The organism is Streptomyces sp. NPDC031100, assembly GCF_055570785.1.
Genome location: NZ_JBVIGN010000003.1, coordinates 542,882 through 568,432 on the forward strand (window position 1 = coordinate 542,882; position 25,551 = coordinate 568,432).

Here is a 25,551-nt window from a genome sequence, read left to right on the forward strand (position 1 = left end):
GACGGGCGTCCGGTCAGCCGGGCAGTGCGGCCAGCAACCGGCGGTCGCGGGGCGCCGGCTTGCGGTCGAGGCGGGCGTCCAGCAGCCGGCGGGCCGCATCGCAGCGGCCGTCCGCCACCAGCGCGTACAGCAGCGTCTCCTCGACGACCTCGCGCTGGGCCGCGCTTCCGCCGACCCTGCGCAGCTCGGGCAGTAGCGCGTAGAGCCCGCGGGCCGCCTCCTGGAAGCGCTCCTCGACGAGCGCGGCGAACGCCTCGCACAGCGGCGCGACGATCTCCCGCTGCACCGGATCGGCACCCGACGCGTGGTCGCGCAGCCTGCGCAGCGCGGGCAGGTCCCCGGCGGCGGTCAGGGCGACCGCGGCGTGCAGCGCGGTGAACGCGGTCGCCGGCCGCTCCAGCACCTCGCGCCCGACCGAGTCCAGCACGTCCGCGGTGGGCAGTTCGCCCTCCCAGCTGTCGCTGAGCCGTGCCCGCCACAGCAGCGACCCCGAGTCGACCAGGGCCCGCATTCCGGTCACCCGGCCCGGCGCGAGCTGGGCGAACCAGCGCCTACGGACCGCGGCCGGGTCGTCGAGGGCCAGTTCGTGCAGGGCGATGTGCCAGGAGAAGTGCGCCCGGTGGACCGCGCCCCGGCCCCGCCCCGACACCCAGCGTTCCAGCCAGTCGCGGCCCGCCTCGTGCGCGCCCGACTCGTAGTGCACATGGGCCAGGGCGTGCACGGCGTGCCCGGAGGCCGGCTCGGCGGCCAGGGCCCGGTGGGCGAGTTCGCCCGCTTCGTGGAGCCGGCCCTGCCCCTGCCGCAGGAAGGCGAGCAGCGAGGTGTGGAACCAGTGCCCGTCGTACGCCGGTGACGTCAGCTCGAGCAGACCGAGCGCCTCGTCGTCGTGCAGGTCGCTGACACCGGAGAAGGCGATGGTGGGCACGGCGGCGGCGAGCGCGAGCGCGTCGGCGGGGTACGTCCGCAGGTGTCGTACGAGCGCCTCGTCCCCGTCGTCGCCGATGATCCGGCGGGTGACCACGTCCACGAAGGAGCGCTCGCGCTCGTCGGCCCGCTCGCGGGCGCAGCGCTGCGCGTCGGCCAGGGCGCGGGGTACGTCGACGGCGGCCGAGCTCTCGTGGCCCAGCAGGGCGAGGGCGGCATGGCCGAGGGCGAAGCCGGGGTCGAGGGCGACCGCGCGGGTGAGGGCGTCCTCGGCTCCGGACCGGACCTTGAGGATCCGGTCGAGTCCCGTGCGGTAGGCGGCGGCCGCCTCCGCGTGGGTGGTCAGGGCGAGGCCGTACCCGTCGACGGGACGGCGGCTCCTGCGCGGCTTCGGGGTGAGCGGCGCCAGCAGCTGCTGGGCCAACTCGGCCGCCTGGACGCGGATTTCGGGGATGGCGGTGGTCTCCCACAGCTCGCCACGGCGCGGGGCGCCGAGCGTGAACAGGGGGAGCCCGGCATCGCCCAGGGCGTCGAGGAGGCGGCCGTCCCGGGTCGCGGCACCCATGCCCAGCGGGCCGGGAACCGCCATGCCTGACGCGAACAGCGCACGCCACAGCGGGTCGCCGAGGCTCCGCCCGGGGCCGGTGCAGTCGACCACCCAGCCCACGTGCAGCGTACGGCCGCCCGAGAGCTCGACGGCGAGCGGTCCGCCGTCGGATGCGGTGGCCCGCACGACCGTGCCCGTGTGGACCTGGAGGCGGCGGGCGGTGCGGGCCCGGGAGACGTGCTCGGCGGTGGCGGGGGCCATGCGGTGGCGGTGGGTGTTCCACAGGGCGCCCTCGCGGGCGAGGAACTCCTCCCGCTCCTCTGGGGTGAGGCTGCGCCACAGGCGCGTGATGTGCGGGCGGAGGCTGTCGAGGCCGGGGCGCCAGTCACCGTGGGTACGGACCGAGCGGCTGAGGTGACGGTAGACGGCGCGGCGCAGCCTGCCCAGGGACGTGTCGTGCAGGTCCTCCGGCGCGGGCATCACTCCGGCCGGGCCGAGTGCGTGCGGCTGGGGCAGCAGGCCGTTGCGGGAGAGGGCGTGCACCGTGCGGCCGGGGCGGTCGAGGGTCAGGGCGAGGTCGACGGCGGTCAGGCCCGTGCCCACGAGCAGTACGTCGTCGGTGCAGTCCAGGGCGCCGTCCAGGGCACCCGGCGCCCACGGCGCGCCGACGAAGCGAGGCGAGGCGCGCAGGGCGGGCGGAGCCCATGCGGCGGTCGGGGCCGCGGGGCCGGTGGCGAGGACGGCGGCGTCGGCGGTCAGGTGTCCCCCGTCGGCCAGGCGGAGCTCCACCCTGCCGTCGGGGGTGCCGGTGCAGTTCTCCGCGCGGGTGCGCAGCCGGCGTACGGCCACCGTGCCGTGGGAGCGGACGACGGCCTGGCCGAGGGTGTCGGCGAGGTAGGCGCCGTAGCGGTACCGGGTGGCGAAGTCGGCGCCGGTGACGGAGGGTTCGCCGTGCCGGCACAGCCAGCGGGTGAGGTGTCCCGGGTCGTCGGGGTAGGCACTCATGTTGCCCGCGGGGACGTTGAGGCGGTGGCGCGGGTCGGGGGTGGCGTAGGCGGTGCCGCGGCCCGCTTCCGGGGCCGGGTCGACCAGGACGACGTCGAGGGGAGTCCGTCGGCGGGTCGCCGTCTCGCAGAGCTGGACGGCGGTCAGGGCGCCCGCCGCGCCGGCTCCGACGATGGCCACGGTGTGCCGCTTGCGGACTTCGGTCACGGATACCTCCGGCGGGGTCGGTCAACTGCGTCGGCACTGCTGCGAACTCGTCCGATCGGGTCGGCGGGGGAGCCATGCGGAGCCGGGGATCTCACCGGAGGCTCAGGACGCCGGTCGGCCGTTCACAATCTGTTCATACCCGGAGGGGTCCGGACAATCGTTTTCCGGCCGTATCGGGTGGCGCGTCCTCACCGTAATCCCGGCAAGTGTCGTGGGCGTCTCGCACATATCGAACGGGCCGGGGTGGCAGTCCGGACGGTGGTCCCGGCGCGGGATCATCACCGCGCTCGGGGCGCTGCCGGTCGCGGCCCTCACGGGCTGCAGCTCGTCCGCCGACGCCTCGGCGGCCTCGGACGGCAAGGGCGCCGCGGCGTCCGCGCGGGCCGCCACGACCAAGAAGGCGACCATCACGGTCACGCCCGCGCGGGCTCGTACAACGACACAAGGACGTCACCTTCCACATCGGCCGCGAGCAGATCAGCACGGTCGACCTGGCCGCGAAGACCATGACGGTCCGCCGGGACGGAAGGACCACGGCCGGGCAGCGAGGTCTGAGCCGCCCCGAGCCGGTGCGGGAGGCTTCATGGGGTGAACTCCCCTGCGGCGAAAGGACTTTCTCCGCTTTAACTCTTGACGACCTCAGGGGCGGGGAGCACATTGGCGGCACCCTGAGAGCGCTCTCAACCCACCATGGGAGCGCTCTCAAAGGACTCCCGCACACCCCTCCGTACCCGAGAGGCCCTCCCTCATGAGCGAATCCTCCGGCATACCCAGACCCCGCGCGTTCCGCCGCGCGCTGGTCGCCGTCGTCGCCACGCTCGGTGTGGCCGCAGCGGTCGCGACGGCTGCCACCGCACCCGCGAACGCCTCCGCCCCCACGCCCCCGTCCGGCTGGACCCAGGTCTTCCTGGACGATTTCAACGGCTCGGCGGGATCCGGCGTCAACACGTCCAACTGGCAGTACGACACCGGTACCTCGTACCCGGGCGGCGCGGCCGGCTGGGGCACCGGCGAGGTCGAGACGATGACCTCCGGCACGAGTAACGTCTCGCTCGACGGCAGCGGCAACCTGCTCATCACCCCGCGCCGCGACGCGTCCGGCAACTGGACCTCCGGGCGCATCGAGACCACCCGCACCGACTTCCAGCCCCCGGCCGGCGGCACCCTGCGCGTGCAGGCCCGCATCCAGCTTCCGAACGTCACCGGCGCCGCCGCCAAGGGCTACTGGCCGGCGTTCTGGATGCTCGGCTCACCGTTCCGCGGCAATTACTGGAACTGGCCGAGCGTCGGCGAGCTGGACATCATGGAGAACGTGCAGGGCCTGAACACCGACTGGGCCACCATGCACTGCGGCACCAACCCGGGCGGCCCCTGCAACGAGACCTCCGGCATCGGCAACTCGACCTCGTGCACCGGCAGCACCTGTCAGGCAGGCTTCCACACCTACGCGATGGAGTGGGACCGCTCGACCAGCCCCGAGGAGATCCGCTTCTACCTCGACGGCGTCAACTTCCACACGGTGAAGGCCAACCAGGTCGACGCGACGACCTGGGCCAACGCCACCGACCACGGCTTCTTCCTCATCCTGAACGTGGCGATGGGCGGCGGCTTCCCGGCCGCCTTCGGCGGCGGCCCGGACGCCGGCACCGAGCCGAACCACCCCATGGTCGTGGACTACGTGCAGGTGCTCCAGTCCTCGGGCGGCGGAGGCGGCACCACTCCCCCGCCCTCCGGCAACCGGGACGCCTACAGCGCCATCCAGGCCGAGTCCCACGACGGCCAGTCCGGCGTGATCACCGAGACCACCACGGACACCGGCGGCGGGCAGGACATCGGCTACCTCGCGAACGGCGACTGGGCGCTCTACAAGGGCGTCGACTTCGGCTCCACGCCGGCCACCCAGTTCTACGGTCGGGTGGCGAGCGGCGCCGCATCCGGGGTGAGCGGCCTGGTGGAGGTACGCCTCGACAGCCGCAGCAACGCCCCGATCGGCAGTTTCGCGCTGGCCAACACCGGAGGCTGGCAGAGCTGGCGGACGATCCCGGCGAACATCGGCTCGGTGACCGGCACGCACGACGTGTACCTGACGTTCACCAGCGGCCAGCCCGCCGACTTCGTGAACGTGAACTGGTTCGACTTCGGTCACTGACAGGAGTGTGGGGCCCCGTGAGCAAGATCCCACGGGGCACCCCGACCTGTTAAGGCCGCGGGATGGGCAGTTCGCGCAGTGGATCGCCACCGTCGATGAAGAGCCGGGCGTCTGCCCTGGTCGCCCTGGCGATACGCTGCAGCACCTGCTGACCGGCCTCGGGGTGTCGCCCGTCGAGGGCACCGACGCGGACGGCGAACACGATGTCGTACGGCTCCTCGTGTGGTTGCAGAACGAAGTGTTCGGCCGAGACCTGACGGACACTCATACGGCCCGACATGATCTCCTCCACCGCGGCGGTCTCCGCCTGGGTGATGGCGGTGGCGGATCTGTCGATGGCCAGGATGTGCCCGGTGGTGAGTCGCCTTGCGACTGCTCGTGCGGCCGCCCCGGGCCCGCAGCCGATTTCGAGAACGCGGGAATGCGGCTGAAGGGGAAGCGCATCCACGATCGCGGCGAGGCGCGGGGACAGACCATTCGGCATGGTCAAAAGGTAAGCGCCGAACAGCCGAGGCGCACTCCAGGCAACCTCCGGTCACATACGAGCACAGCCACGGCTACCGCAGCTCCACCCGAAACGCCACCGGCGTCACGCCGGTGTGCAGATGGAAGAACTTCGAGAAGTTCGCCGCGTCGGGAAAGCCCACGGCCGCCCCGACGCGGCCGATCGGCATGTCCGTGTGGGCGAGGAGGCGCTTGGCCTCCAGGACGACCCGCTTGTCGATGAAGCCCTTCGGGGTCTCGCCGGTGGCCGCGCGGACCGCGCGGACGAGGGTGCGGCGGGAGTAACCGAGAGCATCGGCGTAGGCGCTGACGCTGTGGTTGGTGGCGAAGCCCTGCTCGACCGCGTCCCGGAAGAGGGTGAAGGTGGTGTCCGACTGCTGCCGGGACGCCTCGGCCGAGCTGGCCGCGAGATGGGCGAGGCGCAGCAGGAACGCGGTCAGGGTGTGCCGCAGCACGGCGGTGTGCAGGCTCAGCGGGAGCGTGGCGGTGTCCTCGTACTCGCGACGCAGTTGGTCGAGAGCCGCTTGGAGCGCGGCGAGTTGGGCCGGGTCGGGATGCAGCAGCGGCGGCAGGTCGTAGCGGTACAGGCCGGTGGCCTCGACGGTGGCGCGGGGCAGGAAGCCGGGCTGCATGGTCAGGACGGTGCCGCGGTAGTCGCTGGTCCGGGAGAACCGGTGGACCTGTCCGGGGCGGATCCACAGCAGGTCGCCGGCCGCGGCCTCGTACTCGGCGAAGTCGACCATGTGCCGGACGGGGCCCTCGGTGAAGAGCATGACGACGTGGAAGTCGATGCGGTGGACGCGGTGCAGCGGGGCATCGGCGTGCCAGGTGCGGTCGGTTCCCATCGGGCCGATCTGCATGCCGACGCCGCCGACGGCCAGCTCGGCCGGGAAGGGGAAGGTTCTGATCCCCTCACCGTCGCCTTGGTGTGTTCTGCCCGCCATGTCTCGCATGTCCTGCTCGTGCCGTCCCTGTCGCGCGATCACTGTCCCAGATTCACCACAGGCTGACACACCTCACCCTTCCTTCTAAAAAGTCAGACTTTTAGTTTTGAACGCGTCCGGCCGCAATCACGCATTGAACGAGGACTTCTTGAAGATGAGCACGCAGACATCCGACGGCTTCGAGTGGACCGACCTCGACCGGCGTGCCGTGGACACCGCCCGGCTTCTCGCGGCCGACGCCGTGCAGAAGGTCGGCAACGGCCACCCGGGCACCGCGATGAGCCTGGCCCCCGCCGCGTACACGATCTTTCAGAAGGTGATGCGGCACGACCCGGCCGACCCGGAGTGGACCGGTCGTGACCGCTTCGTGCTGTCCCCCGGCCACACCTCGCTGACCCTCTACACCCAGCTCTTCCTCGCCGGGTACGAGCTGGAGCTGGACGATCTGAAGGCGTTCCGGAGCCATGGGTCCAAGACGCCGGGTCACCCCGAGTACGGGCACACCGCCGGAGTCGAGACCACCACCGGGCCGCTCGGCCAGGGTGTCGCCAACGCCGTCGGCATGGCGATGGCCGCCCGCTACGAGCGCGGCCTGTTCGACCCCGGGGCCCCCGAGGGCACCTCCCCCTTCGACCACACCATCTGGGCGATCGTCTCCGACGGCGACCTGGAGGAGGGCGTCTCCGCCGAGGCATCCTCCCTGGCGGGCCACCAGAAGCTCGGCAACCTGGTCTTCCTCTACGACGACAACCACATCTCCATCGAGGGCGACACCGCGACCGCCTTCTCCGAGGACGTGCTGGGGCGGTACGAGGCCTACGGCTGGCACACCCAGCGCATCGAGCCCACCGCCGACGGCGACGTCGACGTACCCGCCCTGTACGCGGCGCTGAAGGCGGCCCAGGCCGAGACCGAGCGGCCCTCGATCATCGCGATGCGCACGATCATCGCCTGGCCGGCCCCGAACGCCCAGAACACCGAGGCCTCCCACGGCTCCGCGCTCGGCGCGGAGGAGATCGCCGCCACCAAGCGCGTCCTCGGCTTCGACCCGGAGCAGTCCTTCGAGGTCACGGACGAGGTCCTGAAGCACACCCGCCGGGCGCTGGACCGGGGCGCCGAGGCGCACGCGGCCTGGGACAAGCGGATCGCCGAGTGGCGCGCGACCGACGAGGAGCGGGCGCAGCTGTTCGACCGGATCAGCAAGGGCGAGCTGCCCGAGGGCTGGGAGGACGCCCTGCCCGTGTTCGAGGAGGGCAAGTCGGTCGCGACCCGCGCGGCCTCCGGCAAGGTGCTGCAGGCGCTCGGCCCGGTCCTGCCCGAGCTGTGGGGCGGCTCCGCCGACCTCGCCGGCTCGAACAACACCACCATCGACAAGACCAGCTCCTTCCTGCCGCAGGGCAACCCGCTGCCCGAGGCGGACCCGTACGGCCGTACCGTCCACTTCGGCATCCGCGAGTTCTCGATGGCCGCGGAGATGAACGGCATCGCCCTGCACGGCAACACCCGCATCTACGGCGGCACCTTCCTGGTCTTCTCCGACTACATGCGCAACGCCGTCCGTATGTCGGCGCTGATGCAGCTGCCGGTGACGTACGTGTGGACGCACGACTCCATCGGCCTCGGCGAGGACGGCCCGACGCACCAGCCGGTCGAGCACCTGGCCTCGCTGCGCGCGATCCCCGGCCTGAACGTCGTCCGCCCGGCGGACGCCAACGAGACCGCGATCGTCTGGGCCGAGATCCTGAAGAGGCACGCCACCCACCCGGCACCGCACGGGCTCGCGCTGACCCGCCAGGGCGTGCCGGTGTACGCGCCCCACGAGGACGCGGCCAAGGGCGGCTATGTGCTGCGCGAGTCCTCGACCGAGACCCCGGAGGTGATCGTCATCGCGACCGGCTCCGAGGTGCAGCTGGCCGTCGCCGCACGGGAGCAGCTGGAGGCCGAGGGGATCGGCACGCGGGTCGTGTCGATGCCGTCCGTGGAGTGGTTCGAGGAGCAGTCGCCCGCCTACCGCGAGAGCGTGCTGCCGCCGGCCGTGAAGGCCCGTGTCGCCGTCGAGGCCGGTATCGGTCTGACGTGGCACCGGTTCGTGGGGGACGCAGGTCGGATTGTCTCCCTCGAACATTTCGGTGCCTCCGCCGATGCGACGACACTGTTCGCCGAGTTCGGCTTCACCCCCGAGAACGTCGCCGCCGCTGCCCGCGAGTCGCTGGCCGCGGCGCGTGCCTGATACCGACGCGACCAGAAAGATGATCACTGTGACCGAAGCAATCGCGACCCCCGGAGCCCTCGAGCGGCTCGCCGACGAAGGCGTGTCGATCTGGCTGGACGACCTGTCGCGGAGGCGGATCACCTCGGGCGGCCTGGCCGAGCTCGTGCGAAGTGGCGGCGTCGTCGGCGTCACCACCAACCCGTCGATCTTCCAGGCGGCCATAGGCTCCGGCGAGGGATACGAGGAGCAGCTGGCCGACCTCGCCGTACGGGGTGTCACGGTCGACGAGGCCGTGCGGATGACGACGACCGCCGATGTGCGGGCAGCAGCCGACATCCTGGATTCCGTGTACACCGCCTCCGAGGGCCGCGACGGCTGGGTCTCCATCGAGGTCGACCCCCGCCTCGCCCACGACACCGTGGCGACGGTCGCCGAGGCCAGGCAGCTGGCCTGGCTGGTCGACCGCCCCAACGTGATGATCAAGATCCCGGCGACCCGGGCCGGCCTCCCGGCGATCACCGAGGTCATCGGCCTCGGCATCAGCGTCAACGTCACGCTGATCTTCTCGCTGGAGCGCTACCGCGAGGTCATGGCCGCCTACCTGGCCGGCCTGGAGAAGGCCAAGGAGCGCGGCCTGGACCTGTCGAAGATCCACTCGGTGGCGTCCTTCTTCGTCTCCCGCGTGGACAGCGAGATCGACAAGCGGCTGACCGCCCTCGGCACCGACGAGGCCCGCGCGCTCAAGGGCCGGGCGGCACTCGCCAACGCACGGCTCGCCTACGAGGCGTACGAAGAGGTCTTCGCGTCCGAGCGGTGGCTGGTGCTCGCCGGTGTCCAGGCGAACAAGCAGCGCCCGCTGTGGGCCTCCACCGGCGTGAAGGATCCCGCGTACAAGGACACCCTGTACGTGGACGAGCTGGTCGCGCCCGGCACCGTGAACACCATGCCGGAGGCCACGCTCAAGGCCACCGCCGACCACGGCGAGATCACCGGTGACACGGTGACCGGCGGCTATGCGCAGGCCCGCGCGGACCTCGCCGCCGTCGAGCGGCTCGGCATCTCCTACGACGAGGTCGTCCAGCAGTTGGAGGACGAGGGCGTCGCCAAGTTCGAGACGGCCTGGCAGGACCTGCTGGACGCCGTCACCAAGTCCCTGGAAAGCAAGGGAGTTGACGCGTAATGACGACCAAGGCTCCGGAACCGGAGACGCCCCCCACCGCGGAGGTGCCCGTTCCGCTCGCCCCCGCCGCCGACTGGGTGAACCCGCTCCGGGACGCCCGCGACCGCCGGCTGCCCCGCATCGCGGGCCCCTCCGGCCTGGTCATCTTCGGCGTGACGGGTGACCTGTCCCGCAAGAAGCTGATGCCGGCCGTGTACGACCTGGCCAACCGCGGCCTGCTGCCGCCGGGCTTCTCCCTCGTCGGCTTCGCCCGCCGGGACTGGGAGGACCAGGACTTCGCGCAGGTCGTGCACGACGCGGTACGCGAGCACTCCCGGACCCCGTTCCGCGAGGAGGTGTGGCAGCAGCTCGCCGAGGGCATGCGGTTCATCCCCGGCGACTTCGACGACGACACAGCCTTCAAGCAGCTGAAGCAGGCCGTCGAGGAGCTGGACGCCTCCCGCGGCACCGGCGGCAACTTCGCCTTCTACCTCTCCGTCCCGCCGAAGTTCTTCCCCAAGGTCGTGCAGCAGCTGAAGAAGCACGGCCTGGCCAACCCGCCGCAGGGCTCGTGGCGCCGGGCGGTCATCGAGAAGCCGTTCGGCCACGACCTGAAGTCGGCGCAGGAGCTGAACGCGGTCGTGCACGACGTGTTCGAGCCCGAGCAGGTCTTCCGCATCGACCACTACCTGGGCAAGGAGACGGTCCAGAACATCCTGGCGCTGCGCTTCGCCAACCAGATGTACGAGCCGATCTGGAACCGCAGTTACGTCGACCACGTGCAGATCACCATGGCCGAGGACATCGGCATCGGCGGCCGGGCCGGCTACTACGACGGCATCGGGTCGGCCCGTGACGTCATCCAGAACCACCTGCTGCAGCTGATGGCACTGACCGCCATGGAGGAGCCGATCGCGTTCGACGCGGAGGCGCTGCTCACCGAGAAGCTGAAGGTGCTGAAGTCGGTGCGGCTGCCGGAGGACCTCGGCAGGCACACCGTGCGCGGCCAGTACGCGGCCGGCTGGCAGGGCGGCGAGAAGGTCGTCGGCTACCTCCAGGAGGACGGCATCGACCCCAAGTCGAAGACCGACACCTTCGCCGCGATCAAGCTCGGCATCGAAAACCGCCGCTGGGCGGGCGTCCCCTTCTACCTGCGCACCGGCAAGCGGCTGGGCCGCCGGGTCACCGAGATCGCGGTGGTCTTCACGCGGGCCCCGCACTCCCCGTTCGACTCCACCGCCACCGAGGAGCTGGGTCAGAACGCGATCGTCATCCGCGTCCAGCCCGACGAGGGCATGACCGTCCGCTTCGGCTCCAAGGTGCCGGGCACCTCGATGGAGATCCGGGACGTGTCCATGGACTTCGCCTACGGCGAGTCGTTCACGGAGTCCAGCCCGGAGGCGTACGAGCGGCTCATCCTGGACGTACTGCTCGGCGACGCCAATTTGTTCCCCCGTCACCAGGAAGTGGAAGAGTCCTGGAAGATCCTCGACCCGATCGAGGAGTACTGGGCGAAGCACGGCAGGCCGGCTCAGTACCCGTCGGGCACCTGGGGTCCGGAAGAGGCAAACGAGATGCTCGCACGAGACGGACGGAGCTGGCGCAGGCCATGAAGATCGACCTGACCGACACCACGGCAAGCAAGATCAACAAGGCGCTGGTGCAGGGCCGCCGCGCCATCGGCACCCCGGCCGTGGGCATGGTCCTGACGATGGTCATCGTCACGGACGAGGAGAACGCCTACGACTCGATCAAGGCCGCCGAGGACGCCTCGCACGAGCACCCCATGCGGACCCTGGTCGTCATCAAACGGCACGCGCGCACCCTGCGCGACCGCACCGCGTCCCGCCTCGACGCCGAGGTCCGGGTCGGCTCGGAGGCCGGCACCGGCGAGACGGTCGTGCTGCGGACCTACGGCGAGGTGTCCGACCACGCCGACTCCGTGGTCCTGCCGCTGCTGCTGCCGGACGCCCCGGTGGTCGTGTGGTGGCCGGTGGAGGCGCCGGACACCCCGTCCAAGGACCCCCTCGGCGCGCTCGCCCAGCGCCGGATCACCGACCTGTACGCCGTCGAGCGGCCACTGGAGGTCCTGGAGACCCGCGTGCGCAACTACGCGCCCGGCGACACCGACCTCGCCTGGACCCGGCTGACCCTGTGGCGGTCGATGCTGGCCGCAGCCCTCGACCAGGCCCGGGAGAAGGTGACGTCAGCGGCCGTGGAGGCCGAGGCGGACAACCCCAGCGCCGAGCTTCTGGCGCGCTGGTTGCAGGCCCGCCTGAACGTCCCGGTGAACCGGGTGGTCTCCGGGGGCCCGTTCGTCACGGCCGTGCGCCTCGGCACCGGGAACGGCGAGGTCGTCATCGACCGCCCCGCCGGGCCCCTCGCGACCCTGTCCCTGCCGGGCCAGCCGCCGCGCACCCTCGCCCTGAAGGTGCGCCCCACCTCCGAACTCATCGCCGAGGAGCTGCGCCGCCTCGACGCCGACGAGATGTACGCCATCGCCCTCAGGGGCGAGGCCACCAAGGAGAACGCCTGAGATGGCAGATTCCGAGTTCCCGAAGCTCGTCAACCGGCCCGAGTGGACGGCCCTCGCCGACCACCGCGCCGAGGGGCAGCCGCAGCTGCGTGAGCTGTTCGCCACGGACCCCGGCCGCACCGAGCGGTACGTCGTCCGGGTCGGCGATCTGCACATCGACTACAGCAAGCACCTGATCACCGACGAGACCCTGGCCCTCCTCCAGGAACTCGCCACCGCCACCGGCGTGTTCGCGCTGCGGGACGCCATGTTCCGCGGCGAGAAGATCAACATCACCGAGCGGCGGGCCGTCCTGCACACCGCCCTGCGCGCCCCGCGGGACGCGGTCATCGAGGTCGACGGCGAGAACGTCGTCCCGCGCGTGCACGCCGTCCTGGACAAGATGGCCGGCTTCGCCGAGCGGGTCCGCTCGGGCGAGTGGACCGGCCACACCGGCAAGCGGATCCGGAACGTCGTCAACATCGGCATCGGCGGCTCCGACCTCGGCCCCGCGATGGCCTACGAGGCCCTGCGCGCGTACACGGCACGGGAGTTGACGTTCCGGTTCGTGTCGAACGTGGACGGCGCCGACCTGCACGAGGCCGTAAGGGACTTGGACCCGGCCGAGACCCTCTTCATCGTCGCGTCCAAGACCTTCACCACCATCGAGACGATCACCAACGCCACCTCGGCCCGCTCCTGGCTGCTCGACGGCCTGGAGGGCGACGAGAAGGCGGTCGCCAAGCACTTCGTGGCGTTGTCGACCAACGCCGAGAAGGTCACCGAGTTCGGTATCGACCCGGACAACATGTTCGAGTTCTGGGACTGGGTCGGCGGCCGCTATTCGTACGACTCCGCGATCGGCCTGTCCCTGATGATCGCCGTCGGACCGGACCACTTCCGGGAGATGCTCGACGGTTTCCGCCTGGTCGACGAGCACTTCCGCACCGCGCCTGCCGAGTCCAACGCACCGCTGATTCTCGGCCTGTTGGGCATCTGGTACGGCAACTTCCTCGACGCCCAGTCGCACGCGGTGCTGCCGTACAGCCACTACCTGTCCAAGTTCACGGCGTATCTCCAGCAGCTGGACATGGAGTCCAACGGCAAGTCGGTGGACCGGCAGGGCCGTCCCGTGGAGTGGCAGACCGGGCCGGTGGTGTGGGGCACGCCCGGCACCAACGGGCAGCACGCCTACTACCAGTTGATCCACCAGGGCACCAAGCTCATCCCGGCGGACTTCATCGGCTTCGCCGAGCCGGTCGCCGAGCTGAGCGGTAATCTCAAGGGCCAGCACGACCTGCTGATGGCCAACTTCTTCGCCCAGACCCAGGCCCTCGCCTTCGGCAAGACGGCCGAGGAGGTCCGTGCGGAGGGCGTGCCCGAGGAGCAGGTGCCGCATCGCACCTTCCGCGGCAACCACCCCACGACCACGGTCCTCGCCGAGGCGCTGACCCCGTCCGTGCTCGGCCAGCTGATCGCCCTCTACGAGCACAAGGTGTTCGTGCAGGGCGCCGTCTGGGACATCGACTCCTTCGACCAGTGGGGCGTCGAGCTGGGCAAGGTCCTCGCCAAGCGCATCGAACCGGCACTGACCGAGGGCGCCGACGTGCCCGGTCTCGACCCCTCCACCACGGCCCTCGTCGCCGCCTACCGCACTCTCAAGAACGCTCAGGAGAACTGATCATGCAGCTCGGTCTCATCGGTCTCGGCAAGATGGGCGGCAACATGCGCGAGCGGATCCGCCGCGCCGGCCACACCGTCATCGGCTACGACCGCAACCCCGAAGTCTCCGACGTCAAGAGCCTCGAAGAACTGGTCGAGAAGCTCGACGCGCCGCGCACGATCTGGGTGATGGTCCCGGCCGGCACCGCCACCCAGACCGTCATCGACGAGCTCAAGGACCTGCTCTCCCCCGGTGACGTGGTCGTGGACGGCGGCAACTCCCGCTGGACGGACGACGAGAAGCACGCCGCCGAACTCGGCATCAAGGGCATCGGCTTCGTCGACGCGGGCGTCTCCGGCGGGGTGTGGGGCCTGCAGAACGGCTACGCCCTCATGGTCGGCGGCGACAAGGAGCACGTGGAGCGCCTGAAGCCCGTCTTCGAGGCGCTCAAGCCGGAGGGCCCCTACGGCTATGTCCACGCCGGCCGGGTCGGCGCCGGGCACTTCTCGAAGATGGTCCACAACGGCATCGAGTACGCCATGATGCAGGCCTACGCCGAGGGCTGGGAGCTGCTGGAGAAGGTCCACTCGGTGGAGAACGTCCGCGAGGTGTTCCGCTCCTGGCAGGAGGGCACCGTCATCCGCTCCTGGCTGCTGGACCTCGCGGTCAACGCCCTGGACGAGGACGAACACCTGGAGAAGCTGCGCGGGTACGCGGAGGACTCCGGCGAGGGCCGCTGGACGGTCGAGGCCGCCATCGACAACGCGGTACCGCTCCCGGCGATCACCGCCTCCCTCTTCGCCCGGTTCGCCTCCCGGCAGGACGACTCCCCGCAGATGAAGATGATCGCGGCGCTGCGCAACCAGTTCGGCGGGCACGCCGTAGAGAAGAAGGACTGAGCAGCCGTGGGGGACCTCCTGCTGGTCCGCCACGGCGAGACGGAGTGGAGCGTGTCGGGCCGGCACACCAGCTGGACCGACCTGCCCCTCACCGCGCACGGCGAGGAACAGGCCAAGTCCCTCGCTCCGCTGCTCACCGGACGGACCTACGCCCTCGCGCTGACCAGCCCGCTGGGCCGCGCGATCCGCACCGCCGAACTGGCGGGCCTGACCGGGGCCGTACCCGACCCCGATCTGCACGAGTGGGACTACGGCGGCTACGAGGGTGTCACCACGGTCGACATCCACCGCGCCCGCCCCGGCTGGGACCTGTGGACCGACGGCGTACCCCCCGGCCCCGAAGGTCACCCCGGCGAGTCACCCGAACAGATCGGGGCCCGTGCCGACCGGGTACTGGCCCGGGTGGAGAAGGCGCTTGCCACGGACACCGGTGACGTCATCCTGGTGGCACACGCCCACTTCCTGCGGGTGCTCACCGCCCGCCGACTGGGCCTGCCGCCCGCAGAGGGCCGCCTGTTCCAACTGGCGACCGGCACGGTCAGCCGACTCTCCACGGAGCACGGCCGGCCGGTCATCACCGAGTGGAACGTACGCCCGTAAGCGGGCAGTTGACACTGTTCCCGGGGCCCGCCAGAGTCGCGGCTGATGGAGATCAACGATCTGACACCGGCCGAGCGACGAGTCTGGCGGGCCTTCGCCACGGGCCAGGAGGTGGACTTCCGCACCGGGCACGAGGAAAGGGGTCCGCAACGGACCGTCCGTGCCCGCGTGTTGCGCTCCCTGCTCCTCAACGGCCCGCGGGAGCCCGGTGAGACGGCCGCCCTCAAGCTCAGGGGAGCCCACGTCACCGGTGCGCTGGACCTGCGGGACGCCTCTGTCGAGAGCGTCGTCCATCTCACCCACTGCCGCTTCGACGACGCGCTGTACCTCGACGGCGCCCAGCTGCGCTACGTCAGTCTGCGTGACTCCGAACTGCCCGGCCTGTGGGCGACACGCGCCCGGACCGACGGCAATCTCCGGCTGACGCGCTGCCGGCTCGGCGGGCCGGTACGCATCGACGGGACGCAGATCGGCGGAGTGCTCCTGCTCGACGGAGCGGTGCTGACCGCCGAGGGCTCGGACGGGCCGGCGCTCCGCCTCAACCACCTCGCCGTCGACGACGACCTGTACGCACCCGGGCTGACCGTCCACGGCCCGGTGCGCCTCGACGGCGCCCATGTCGCCGGTTCCGTCGACCTCACCGAGGCGCGGCTGGAAGGGTCCGGCCCGGTGGACGCCCTGCACGCGCAGACCCTCGCCGTGGAGGGCGACCTCCTGCTGCGCGAGGCCCGCCTCGAGGGCCGGATCGACTTGCGCGGGGCGCGTGTCACCGGGCGCCTGGACCTGTCGTACGCCCAGCTGTCGCACCCCGGGCAGACGGCCCTGCGCGCGAGCAGCGCCACGATCGGCGAGCTGTGGCTGCGCGGCGGTCCGCCGGTGCGCGGAACCCTCAATCTGCGCCGCTCCCAGATCGACGTGCTGTTCCTGGATCCCGACATGGTCACCGACGAGGTCCTGATCAACAGCCTCGTCTACACCTCCCTCACCCCGCACGAACCCGCCGAGCGGCGTCTGCCCATGCTGGCGCGCGACGGCGACGGCTTCGTCCCGCACGCCTACGAGCAGCTGACCGCCGCCTACCGCCGTATCGGCGACGACCACGCCGCGCGGCTCGTCCAGCTCGCCAGGCAGCGCCGCCACCGCCGTACCCTCCCCTGGTACGGCCGGCTCTGGGGCTTCGCCCAGGACGTCACCGTCGGCTACGGCTTCCGGCCGCTGCGGGCCGCGGGCTGGCTGCTGTCGCTGCTGACGATCGGCTCCGTCGCCTTTGCCCTGCATCATCCGCAGCCCTTGAAGGCGGGCGAGGCGCCGCCGTTCAGCCCGGTGTTCTACACGCTCGACCTGCTGCTGCCGGTGATCAGCTTCGGGCAGGAGGGCGCGTTCGCGCCGCGCGGCTGGTACCAGGCCCTCGCCTACGTCCTCGTCCTCACCGGCTGGATCCTGGCGACCACCGTGATCGCCGGCGTCACCCGCACGGTCAGCCGCCAGTGAAGCCGCACGCCGCACGCCGGGCACCGCCGGCAGGGGCGCGGGATGTGAGGAACATCCCGGCGGGAATGCACGGTCCGGCTTCTACAATCACCGGCACGTGAGCGAGCCTGCTCCAGGCGTCCCCAGGCCCGAAGGAAACCGATGACGAGCGAGGAAGACCCGCGGCGATCCCCGGGACGCGTGAACGACGCGGCCCGGACCAGGGCCGAGATCCTCGACGTGGCGACGCAGGAGTTCGCCAGGGCCGGCTACGACGGCGCCCGGGTGGACGAGATCGCGGCCCGCACCCGCACCACCAAGCGGATGATCTACTACTACTTCGGTGGCAAGGAGCAGCTGTTCACGGCCGTACTGGAGCGGGTGTACGGGGAACTGCACGAGGCCGAGCAGCACCTGGACGTCGAGCACCTGGACGCGGTGGCGGCCGTGCGGCGCCTGGCCGAACTCGTCTTCGACCATGTCGAGCGCCACCCCGACTTCGTCCGCCTGGTGAGCATCGAAAACGTCCACGAGGCACAGCACATCACCGCCCTGCGCAGGCTGGGCAGGTTCGACTCGCCCGCACTGGGCGTGATCCGGCGCACCCTGGAGGCCGGGCAGCGGGCGGGCCGGTTCAGGGCCGACGTCGACGCCGTTGACCTGCACGCGGTGATCAGCTCGTTCTGCTTCTTCCGGGTGGCCAACCGGCACACCTTCGGCGCCCTGTTCGGCCGGGACCTGCTGGACCCGGCGCAGCGCGAGCACTACCGGGCGATGGTCGGCGACATGGTGATCGCCTATCTCACCGCCGAGCGGACCGCGGGCTGAGCACCTCTACGGGCGCGGATGGCGCGGCTCGTACAGCCCGAGCCGGCCGCCGCCGGGCAGGCGGAGCGCGGTGACCCGGCCCCAGCGCGCCTCTTCGACCGGCTGTGCGAACTCCACGCCCTTCTCGGCCAGTTCCTGCCGAGTCGCATCGAGGTCATCGCACATCAGCATCAGTTCGTAGGAGGGCTCGCTGTCCGTGGGATGGCAGGCCACCTCCGTGGGAGGCGCCTGGAAGATCAGCCAGCCGCGGCCCGCGTCGACGTGCGCCCACCCGAGAACGTCCCGCAGGAAGGCTCGGTCGGCTTCCGCGTTCCGGCCGTGAATCACCACATGTGCACCATTGATCACGATCGGAGGCTAGTGCGGGGCGGTGGGCGGAACAAGCACCCCTGACGGTACGTCAGGAGGGCGCCACCGCCGCGTCGAGCAGCGGCCCGAGTTCGCGCACCGCGGTCGTCAGCGGGTGTACGTCCTGTTCGGCCCGGGCCATCAGGATCGCGCCCTCCAGACTGCTGATCATCAGGGTGGCGAGGGAGTCGGCGCGGGCGGTGGGCACGCCCATGCCGGTCAGGGCCTCGGCGACCGGGCCGCGCCAGGTCGCGAACGCGGCGGCGGCCGCCTCCCGCGTGGAGGTCCCGGAGCCGGCGCAGTCGACGGTCGCGGCGGCGACCGGGCAGCCGGCGGCGAAGCCCTCGGCCTCGTACTCGTCCGTCCACTGGGCGGCCATCGCCGCGAACAGGCCGCTCGGCGTCGGCTCGTCCAGGCCCGCGAGGAAACGGCCGACGCGCTTGCCGGCGTACCGGCCGGCCCAGCTCACGGCCTCGTTGACCAGCTGTTCCTTGCCGCCCGGGAAATAGTGCTGGAGCGAGCCGCGCGGCGCCCCGGCGTGGGCGGCGACGTCCCGCATGCCGGTCGCGCCGACCCCGTCGCGCCGGATCAGCTGGGCCGCGCTGAACACCATCCGCTCGCGCGGTCCGTGCCGCGACCGTGCCATGACCGACCTCCGCTCACCTTCGTCCCCACCTTATGACCGCCGTCATACAGCAGCTGCGCCGACTGCTGGTTCGCCCGCTTCTTCGTCGAGGTCAACGACGATCATCGCCGCATCGTCCGCCTGGTGGCCCCCGGTGTGACGGATCAATGCCTGATGCAGTTGTTCCAGGAACTGCGACGGAGTGCAGGTGGGCACCGCTTCCACGGCCTCGGGCAAGGCGAAGAAAACGCTGTCGGGATTGCGGGCTTCGATCACGCCATCGGTGTACAGCAGCAGACGGTCACCGGGTGCAAGCGGATAGCTCTCCACCTTGGCGGGAGGACCGGTGATGAAGTCGCCCAGGCCCAGGGGTGGCAGTGGTGAGCTGGGCATCAGGGCGTGAACCTTGCCCTTGTGCAGGAGCAGCGGAGGCGGATGGCCGCGGTTGAACACCTGGACCTCGCGGCCGTCGGGCACCTGAGCCACGAGCGCAGTGACGAAATCCTCCGCCTGGTCTTCCCTCCCGTCCTGGTCGACCGCGCACGGCGCGGCTCGCTCCCGGTGCAGCGCAGCCGCGCAGTGGTTCATCACCTCCACCAGGTCGTCCTCATAGTGCGCGGCCTCCCGGAAGGCGTTCAGCACGGCTGCGGCCAAACCCACAGCAGGCAATCCTTTGCCGCGGACGTCGCCCACGATCATCCGGACCCCGTACCGGGTCTCTACGGCCTCGTACAGATCGCCGCCGATCTGCGCTCCCGTCTCGGCCGCGAGATACATGCTGGCCGCCCGTACCGGCCCCAGCCGGGCCGGTACGGGCCGCAGCAGGACTCTTTGTGCTGCCACGGCGACCCGGCGAACCTGGTTGAGCTCGCTCTGCCTGCGCGTGCGCACGGCTCTACTCGTGATGACACTGGCCACGGACACCACGAGGAGGCCCAGGAGGTTGCTGTAGATCAGCAGGCCACCCCACGCCTCGTGCAGGGTGGTGGTGGTCAGGCTGACGGCCAGGGCTCCAGCCGCTGCCGCGAGGGTGCCTTTCGGGCCCATCGTCAGCGAAGCCAGGGCCGGCATCGCGACGAGGAGCGGGCCGGTGTAGATATCGTGCGCAGGCGAGAGCTCGATCCCCAGCCCGAGCAGTATGATCATGAACGGCACGCACTGCGCGAATCGGAAAAGGGCCCGGCTATGCCCGCCCGCTCCGGGCGGAGGAGCCAGGCGGAAGAGCGTCTGCATGGATACAAGCCTGCCTCGCTGAAGTGGGCTGTTCCACTCATCGCACCCCGGCGTCAGGGGCCGTGACCGACACCTCCCCCAGCGCTACGGCGCACCCGGCGCCGCACCTCGACTCCATCACCTCTCGCATCGACCAACCCGCCTCCAGGCGGTGAGCACCCGCAAGCAGGGCGGACGGCTCGCCTTCACCCTCCGAGCGCTCGACAGCCCGCCGCCGGAGGCCGCTACCTGCGCGGCCGCCGCACTCGATGAGTACGCCTCCGGCTTCGCCACCCGCATTGACGAGCAGTCCCCACCAAGTGAAACGCTCACCCGCCAACTGAAGCACTCGGTCACAACGGGAGGGGAATCAGTGCTGTGACCTCCAGCGATAGGTGGCCAGAGACGACGGGAAGTCTGCTGGCGAACGGCCGGTGCTCAACTGTCGTTGGCCATTTTCCTCAGAGATGGTCGGCCGCCGCGGTCTCGACCTATCCCGTGCCCCGGGGGCGATATCCCGCCTGTGCGCGGATTTGCCGGTCGGCGGTCACTCAGCGGGGATCCTCGGCCGGACCTCCACGATGATGTCCGCGTCCGCCGCGTCGCCCTCTTCGCCGCGCCAGAGGAAGACCCGCACGTGCTTCGCCCGCGAAAGGCCGCGCATCTTCCACTCGCTCATCAGGTCGGTGACGACGAGGGCGACGACGTAATGGGCGCCCTCACCCGAATCATCGGCGGTGATCGTACCCCGCCACCGTTCGGGGTCGCTGCCGTAGGGGCGCCATCCCTCCGAGCCGTGCGGCTCGAGCACCCGGTACACCCAGCCCGTCTCGGTGCCCATAGCACCGATCCTGTCACTGCAAGGAGTCCCATGCGCGTATCGGACGACGCCCGCCGAGCGCGGGTCGCCTAGGACGCCTGTGTGGCCAAGTAGCACTGTGATTGGCCAACTATCGCTGCGAGTCACAAGCACCGGGCCCGACCGGGCAGAAAATCGAACACGTGATTGAATTCGGTCATGCCACCGATTCTCGACCACCTCATTCGCGCGCAAGAGGAGAGGCACACCGCCTGCCTGCGGCCCGCCGCATGCCCGAGCCGCCGCCCGACCCGCCCCGGCTGCGGGCGATACTCACGCACCTGACCGAGGCCTTCCACTTCGCCGAACGGCAGGGTTTGGACGTGTTCAAGAACAACCGGCTCATCGCCGAGGCGGCCCGCAAGGCGCACCTGGCCTCGCCACTGCTCGACGTCTGCCACACCCTGTTCGAGGAGACGGTGGCGCAGGGACACGGCGGCGAGGGCATGGTGGCGGTGCTGCGCGCGATCGAGGCGCGGACCGCGCAGGCGTCGTAGGTCAGCCCTTCGGGATGCCGTACACCCGCTCGACGGGCAGCCGCAGCACCAGCCGGTGGTCGCGGACCATGGCGGCCCGGTAGTCGTCCCAGTCCGGGTGTTCGCCGAGGACGTCCCGGTAGAGCCGGATCAGCTCCTCGACGGTCTCGTCGTGCGGGTCCTCGGCGACCGGTGACAGTTCGGCCGTGCCCTCGGCGACCGTGTACGCCCAGCGGTCGTCGCTGGTGACGTGGTAGGAGGCGCGGGGGTCGCGGCGCAGGTTGCGGGTCTTGGCGCGGTCGTCGGTGACCGAGATCCGGATGACCCGTTCGTCGGGGTAGTAGGCGTGGCTGACGTTGGACAGCTGGGGGCGGCCGTCGCTCTTGAGGGTGACCAGCACCCCGCCCCGCGTCCGGGAGAGCAGCTCGATCAGTGCGTCCTGCGTCGGGTCCTGAGTCATATGAGGGTCAACTGGCCCGGCAGGCCGCACATTCCCTGCACGGAGAGGTGAGTAGACACTGTCTACGCGCGACTGGTAGACAGTGTCTATGACCGAATCCGAGACGGGGCTCCGGGCGCGTCTGATCGACGTGGGTGTGGAGCTGGTGACCACCGAGGGCGTCCAGGCCCTGACGCTGCGGGAGATCGCCCGGCGCGCGGGGGTCTCGCACGGGGCGCCGCGCCGCTACTTCCCCACCCATCTGGAACTGCTGTCCGCCATCGCCCGGCGGGGGTTCGCCGATCTGGGCGAGCGGGTCAGGCCGACGCTCGACGGCAGCGGTGATCCGCGCGCACAGGTGACGGCGCTGGCCCGTGCCTACCTGGAGTTCGCGCTCGACAACCCCGGTATGTACGAGCTGATGTTCCGTCACGATCTTCTCGAGAGCGGGCACTTGGGGCTGCGCGGAACGAGCCTGCCCCTCTTCGGGCTGCTCGCGGACCTCGTCGGACAGGTCCGTCCGGACGCGGACGCCCGACGTGTGGCCGGTGCCCTGTGGGCGAACCTGCACGGCATCGCCCAGCTGTGGCGCTGGGGCAGTCTCCAACTCGCCACGGGCGACGAGGACTTCGGTGCCCTCCTGGACGCGGCACTGCTCGCCCATCTGGGCCCGGAGGGCGCCCGGTGAACCGCCGACTGACACTGGTGGCCAGTGTGGCGGGCGCCGTGCTCGTCGCCCTGGACGGTACGGTCCTCACGGTCGCCCAGCCGTCCTTGCAGCGATCGCTGCACGCGTCGTTCGCGCAGCTGCAGTGGACCAGTACCGCGTATCTCGTGGCGGTGGCGAGCCTGCTGGTGTTCGCGGGGCGGCTCGGCGACCGGTACGGGCAGCGGCGGATGTTCGCGATCGGCATGCTGGGGTTCGGCGTGACGTCGGCCGGCATCGGCCTGGCGCCCGGGATCGGCTGGGTGATCGGGCTGCGGGTGGCACAGGGTGTGTTCGGGGCCCTGCTCCAGCCGGCCACGCTCGGGATGCTGCGGGCCGCCTTCCCGCCGGACCGGCTGGCGATGCCGCTCGCGGTGCGCACCAGCGCGATCGGCCTGGCGGCCGCGGCGGGCCCCTTGGTCGGCGGCGCGCTGGTGAGCGGGCCTGGCTGGCGGGCGGTGTTCTTCCTCGGCGTACTGCCGGCCGTCGGCTTCGGGCTGGTGGCGCTGATCCTGCCCGGAGGGAACCGCCCGCAGGCCTCCCGTACGCGGCTGGACCTGCCGGGGGCGCTGCTCCTCGCCCTGACCCTGGCCGCACTCGTGCACACGCTGGTCGCCCTGCCCGCCTCCGGTGCCGCTGTCGCCGCCGGGCTCGGGGGTGCCGCACTCGCCGCTGCCGCCTTCGTGCGACACGAGCGGCGCGCCGCGAGTCCCCTGCTGCCGCCCGAGGTGATCGGCTCGCCCGCGGTCGGGGACGCCCTCGCCCTCCTGGTCGCTGCGTCGGCCTCGCTGTTCGGCACCCTGTTCGTCGAGACGTACGTGCTCCAGCGCCGGCTCGGCCTCGACCCCGTCCACAGTGCCCTGCGCAGCCTGCCGTTGGCGGTGCTGATGGTGCTGGCCGCGCCCCTGTGCCCGGTGCTGCTGCGCCGGGTGGGTGCACGCCGGACGGCGGCAGCGGCGACGGCGGTGCTCGCGCTGGGCGTCCTCGTCCTGTCCGGGGCCACCGGTGCCCTCGCCCAGGGTTGTGCCTTCGCGCTGCTGGGTGCCGGTTTCGGCACGGTGATGGTGACGGCCACTCATGTCGTCGTACGGCACGCGGAAGTGACGGTGGCCGGAGTGGCGGGCGGTCTCCAGCAAACCGCGCTGAACGTCGGTCCCGTGCTCGGCGTGGCCGCGGGCACCGCGCTGATGGGCGCAGGCCCTCGGACGGCGCTGCTCGTGCTCGCCGCCGTGGCCGCACTCGCCGTGCCGGCCTCCCGCGCGCTCCCGGGGCCCGGCGTCGCGTCGCTCACACACACCCCTGAGGAGCGGGTCCGGCCCGGTGTTCCTGCGCGACGATGAGCGTTGCGTCCCGGCGCGCAGGCCGGACCGCGCGTGCATCACGTGACCCCGAGGAGAGCGATGGCCGAGCTGCGACAGGAAGTCGACCCGGACGAGCTGGCGCTGGACCCGAAGGCGCTCGGCCGCCTCGACCGGCACTTCGCCCGCTACGTCGACGAAGGGCGCCTGCCCGGCTTCCTGCTGGCCGTGGCCCGCGGCGGCCGTGTCGCCCACCTGACCACGCACGGCCACAGCGACCTCGCGGCCGGGCTGCCGGTCCGGGCGGACACCCTGTGGCGGATCTACTCCATGACCAAGCCCGTCACCGCGGTCGCGGTCCTGCAACTGGTGGAGGAGGGCCGCCTGTCCCTGGACGACCCGCTCGACCGCTACCTACCCGCATTCGCCAACCCGCGCGTGTACGCGAGCGGTACGGGCACCGATGTGCGCACACGCCCCGCCTCCGGCCCCCTCCTCATCCGGCATCTGCTCACCCACACGGCGGGCCTGACCTTCGGCTTCTACTACCGACACCCCGTGGACGCCCTCTACCGCGAGGCCGGCCTGGAGTCCTCCGTGCCGCCCGGTGCGAACCTCGCCGAGACGATGGAGGTGTACGCCCGCCTGCCCCTGCAGTTCGAGCCGGGCACCCAATGGAACTACTCGGTCGCCTCCAACGTCCTGGGCCGGGTGATCGAGGTGGTCTCCGGACGGCCCCTGGACGAGTACGTCGGCGAGCGGATCCTCCGCCCGCTCGGCATGAACGACGCCGGTTTCCACATCACCCCCGAACAGGCCGAGCGACTGGCCGCGTTGTACGGCGAGACGGACGACGGCGGCATCGCGCCGATCCCGGGGCTGCCGGTGCGGGGCCGGCCACGGTTCCTGTCCGGCAGCGGCGGCATGGTCGCCACGGCGCAGGACTTCCACCGGTTCATGGAGATGCTGCGCCGCGGCGGCGAACTGGACGGCACCCGTCTCCTCTCCCCCGACACGGTCGCCCTGATGACCCGCAACCAGCTGCCCGGCGGCGCCGACCTGCGCTCCTTCGGGGCCCCGGCCCATCAGGAGCGAGCCAAGGACGGCCTCGGCTTCGGCTTCAACGTCTCCGTCGTCATCGACCCGGCCCGCACCCTGGCCCCGCAGGGCCTCGGCACCTACGGCTGGACGGGCGTGGCCACCACCGCCTTCTGGGTCGATCCGAGCCACGATCTGACGGTTCAGTTCATGACTCAGGTGCGCCCGAAGACACTGAAGGTCTTCCCGGAGCTGCGGCGGCTGGTGCACGAGGCGCTGCTGGACTGACCGCTCGCCACGGTCCCTGCGTAAAGCATTGGCGAGCGTGGGCCCTCAGGGACGAGCATGGAACGCATGAGTGATCAACCCGCGCGATGGACCCGGGCAACCGTCTACCCCGACATGTGGGTCGACCCGGACGACGACCCCCGCGACAACGAAGGATCCGGTCCGGAGGGCGAGCTTGCGACGCTGCAGGACGTCCTGAAGAACTACCGCATCACACTGCGGATGAAGTGCGAAGGCCTGGATGCGGAGCAACTGGCCCGTCGGTCGGTTCCGCCGTCGACGATGTCGCTGCTCGGCCTGCTGCGGCACCTCGCCGAGGTGGAGCGGGACTGGCGCAACTGGATCAGCGACGGCGATCCGCTGCCGCAGCTGTACGGCGAGCCTGACGGCGACTTCGACGGGGCTGTCGCCGAGCAGGCCGAGGTCGACGCTGCGTACTCCGATCTGGCGCGCGAGCAGGCCGCGATCGACGCCGCGCTGGCCGAGCACCCGGATCTGGGCGAGCGTCTGGGGAAAGAGGGGATCGCAGTCCGGGAGTTGATGGTCCACATGATCGAGGAGTACGCCCGTCACTGCGGGCACGCCGACCTGTTGCGGGAGTGCATCGACGGCAGGGTGGGCCAGTAGCGGGGGGCA

23 protein-coding genes and 1 pseudogene are annotated in these 25,551 nt (G+C 71.1%); 16 read left to right on the plus strand and 8 right to left on the minus strand.

Translation table 11 applies throughout. The features are described from left to right. Positions 1 to 13 precede the first annotated feature (13 nt). Complete coding sequence (locus tag ACZ5DS_RS10375; protein ID WP_468235750.1) at positions 14 to 2,683, minus strand: FAD/NAD(P)-binding protein; 2,670 nt, start codon at positions 2,681 to 2,683, stop codon at positions 14 to 16. A 748-nt stretch (positions 2,684 to 3,431) separates the two neighbouring features. Here ACZ5DS_RS10375 and ACZ5DS_RS10380 point away from each other — a divergent pair. Continuing rightward, positions 3,432 to 4,832 carry a glycoside hydrolase family 16 protein gene (locus ACZ5DS_RS10380; protein ID WP_468235752.1) on the plus strand — a complete coding sequence of 467 codons (1,401 nt, stop codon included), beginning with the start codon at positions 3,432 to 3,434 and terminating at the stop codon, positions 4,830 to 4,832. 49 nt (positions 4,833 to 4,881) lie between these two features. Here the strand turns inward: ACZ5DS_RS10380 and ACZ5DS_RS10385 are convergent, their stop codons facing one another. Further along, on the minus strand, positions 4,882 to 5,316 hold the full coding sequence (locus ACZ5DS_RS10385; protein ID WP_468235753.1) for an SAM-dependent methyltransferase: 435 nt from the start codon (positions 5,314 to 5,316) through the stop codon (positions 4,882 to 4,884). Between the two features lie 73 nt (positions 5,317 to 5,389). Then, a complete protein-coding gene (locus ACZ5DS_RS10390; RefSeq protein ID WP_468235754.1) occupies positions 5,390 to 6,280 on the minus strand; it encodes a helix-turn-helix domain-containing protein in 891 nt (296 codons plus the stop codon). Positions 6,281 to 6,434: 154 nt separating this feature from the next. Between ACZ5DS_RS10390 and tkt the strand changes: the two genes are divergently transcribed. The 9 genes from tkt (at position 6,435) to ACZ5DS_RS10435 (ending at position 17,626) form a co-directional block, all read left to right on the plus strand. Beyond that, positions 6,435 to 8,510, plus strand: a complete 2,076-nt coding sequence (tkt, locus tag ACZ5DS_RS10395; protein WP_468235755.1) for a transketolase — start codon at positions 6,435 to 6,437, stop codon at positions 8,508 to 8,510. A 19-nt stretch (positions 8,511 to 8,529) separates the two neighbouring features. Further along, positions 8,530 to 9,672: a transaldolase gene (gene tal / locus ACZ5DS_RS10400; RefSeq protein ID WP_468235757.1), complete on the plus strand. Its 1,143-nt coding sequence runs from the start codon at positions 8,530 to 8,532 to the stop codon at positions 9,670 to 9,672. After that, complete coding sequence (gene zwf, locus ACZ5DS_RS10405) at positions 9,672 to 11,264, plus strand: glucose-6-phosphate dehydrogenase (protein WP_468235759.1); 1,593 nt, start codon at positions 9,672 to 9,674, stop codon at positions 11,262 to 11,264. Before tal ends, zwf begins: the two co-directional genes overlap by 1 nt. Next, complete coding sequence (gene opcA / locus ACZ5DS_RS10410) at positions 11,261 to 12,187, plus strand: glucose-6-phosphate dehydrogenase assembly protein OpcA (RefSeq protein WP_468235760.1); 927 nt, start codon at positions 11,261 to 11,263, stop codon at positions 12,185 to 12,187. The genes zwf and opcA overlap by 4 nt, the downstream gene beginning before the upstream one ends. Position 12,188: 1 nt before the next feature. After that, positions 12,189 to 13,847 (plus strand): glucose-6-phosphate isomerase, encoded by a 1,659-nt coding sequence (pgi, locus tag ACZ5DS_RS10415; RefSeq protein WP_468235761.1) that lies wholly within the window; start codon positions 12,189 to 12,191, stop codon positions 13,845 to 13,847. Between the two features lie 2 nt (positions 13,848 to 13,849). Continuing rightward, positions 13,850 to 14,728, plus strand: a complete 879-nt coding sequence (gene gnd, locus ACZ5DS_RS10420; RefSeq protein ID WP_468235763.1) for a phosphogluconate dehydrogenase (NAD(+)-dependent, decarboxylating) — start codon at positions 13,850 to 13,852, stop codon at positions 14,726 to 14,728. Positions 14,729 to 14,734: 6 nt separating this feature from the next. Then, complete coding sequence (locus ACZ5DS_RS10425; RefSeq protein WP_468235764.1) at positions 14,735 to 15,328, plus strand: histidine phosphatase family protein; 594 nt, start codon at positions 14,735 to 14,737, stop codon at positions 15,326 to 15,328. Between the two features lie 45 nt (positions 15,329 to 15,373). After that, positions 15,374 to 16,819, plus strand: coding sequence for a membrane-associated oxidoreductase (locus ACZ5DS_RS10430; protein WP_468235766.1), 1,446 nt, complete (start codon positions 15,374 to 15,376; stop codon positions 16,817 to 16,819). A gap of 141 nt (positions 16,820 to 16,960) precedes the next feature. Beyond that, positions 16,961 to 17,626 (plus strand): TetR/AcrR family transcriptional regulator, encoded by a 666-nt coding sequence (locus ACZ5DS_RS10435; protein WP_468235767.1) that lies wholly within the window; start codon positions 16,961 to 16,963, stop codon positions 17,624 to 17,626. 6 nt (positions 17,627 to 17,632) lie between these two features. Here ACZ5DS_RS10435 and ACZ5DS_RS10440 read toward each other — a convergent pair whose 3' ends face one another. Genes ACZ5DS_RS10440 through ACZ5DS_RS10450 form a run of 3 tightly spaced genes read right to left on the minus strand, consistent with a single transcriptional unit; the run spans position 17,633 to position 19,832 of the window. Further along, a complete protein-coding gene (locus ACZ5DS_RS10440; RefSeq protein WP_468235769.1) occupies positions 17,633 to 17,974 on the minus strand; it encodes a VOC family protein in 342 nt (113 codons plus the stop codon). Between the two features lie 52 nt (positions 17,975 to 18,026). Continuing rightward, a complete protein-coding gene (locus ACZ5DS_RS10445) occupies positions 18,027 to 18,620 on the minus strand; it encodes a TetR/AcrR family transcriptional regulator (protein WP_468235770.1) in 594 nt (197 codons plus the stop codon). Between the two features lie 42 nt (positions 18,621 to 18,662). Continuing rightward, positions 18,663 to 19,832 carry a PP2C family protein-serine/threonine phosphatase gene (locus ACZ5DS_RS10450; RefSeq protein ID WP_468235772.1) on the minus strand — a complete coding sequence of 390 codons (1,170 nt, stop codon included), beginning with the start codon at positions 19,830 to 19,832 and terminating at the stop codon, positions 18,663 to 18,665. A gap of 151 nt (positions 19,833 to 19,983) precedes the next feature. On the opposite strand from ACZ5DS_RS10450, the gene ACZ5DS_RS10455 reads away from it, so the two are divergent. Further along, complete coding sequence (locus ACZ5DS_RS10455) at positions 19,984 to 20,193, plus strand: hypothetical protein (RefSeq protein ID WP_468235774.1); 210 nt, start codon at positions 19,984 to 19,986, stop codon at positions 20,191 to 20,193. A gap of 165 nt (positions 20,194 to 20,358) precedes the next feature. Here the strand turns inward: ACZ5DS_RS10455 and ACZ5DS_RS10460 are convergent, their stop codons facing one another. Next, complete coding sequence (locus ACZ5DS_RS10460) at positions 20,359 to 20,652, minus strand: hypothetical protein (RefSeq protein WP_468235776.1); 294 nt, start codon at positions 20,650 to 20,652, stop codon at positions 20,359 to 20,361. A 290-nt stretch (positions 20,653 to 20,942) separates the two neighbouring features. Between ACZ5DS_RS10460 and ACZ5DS_RS10465 the strand changes: the two are divergent. After that, positions 20,943 to 21,167, plus strand: a pseudogene (locus tag ACZ5DS_RS10465) (NAD(P)-dependent oxidoreductase); the annotation flags it as partial. A gap of 1 nt (position 21,168) precedes the next feature. Here ACZ5DS_RS10465 and ACZ5DS_RS10470 read toward each other — a convergent pair. Next, on the minus strand, positions 21,169 to 21,606 hold the full coding sequence (locus ACZ5DS_RS10470) for a PPOX class F420-dependent oxidoreductase (RefSeq protein WP_468235779.1): 438 nt from the start codon (positions 21,604 to 21,606) through the stop codon (positions 21,169 to 21,171). Positions 21,607 to 21,694: 88 nt separating this feature from the next. On the opposite strand from ACZ5DS_RS10470, the gene ACZ5DS_RS10475 reads away from it, so the two are divergent. From ACZ5DS_RS10475 to ACZ5DS_RS10490, 4 genes are read left to right on the plus strand one after another with little or no spacing between them, the layout of a single operon-like run. Next, entirely contained in the window at positions 21,695 to 22,273 is a 579-nt protein-coding gene (locus ACZ5DS_RS10475) for a TetR/AcrR family transcriptional regulator (RefSeq protein ID WP_468235781.1), read from the plus strand. Further along, positions 22,270 to 23,631: an MFS transporter gene (locus ACZ5DS_RS10480; RefSeq protein WP_468235784.1), complete on the plus strand. Its 1,362-nt coding sequence runs from the start codon at positions 22,270 to 22,272 to the stop codon at positions 23,629 to 23,631. Before ACZ5DS_RS10475 ends, ACZ5DS_RS10480 begins: the two co-directional genes overlap by 4 nt. Positions 23,632 to 23,691: 60 nt before the next feature. Continuing rightward, positions 23,692 to 24,915, plus strand: coding sequence for a serine hydrolase domain-containing protein (locus tag ACZ5DS_RS10485; RefSeq protein WP_468235787.1), 1,224 nt, complete (start codon positions 23,692 to 23,694; stop codon positions 24,913 to 24,915). 57 nt (positions 24,916 to 24,972) lie between these two features. Next, positions 24,973 to 25,542 carry a DinB family protein gene (locus ACZ5DS_RS10490; protein ID WP_468235789.1) on the plus strand — a complete coding sequence of 190 codons (570 nt, stop codon included), beginning with the start codon at positions 24,973 to 24,975 and terminating at the stop codon, positions 25,540 to 25,542. Positions 25,543 to 25,551: the final 9 nt, after the last annotated feature.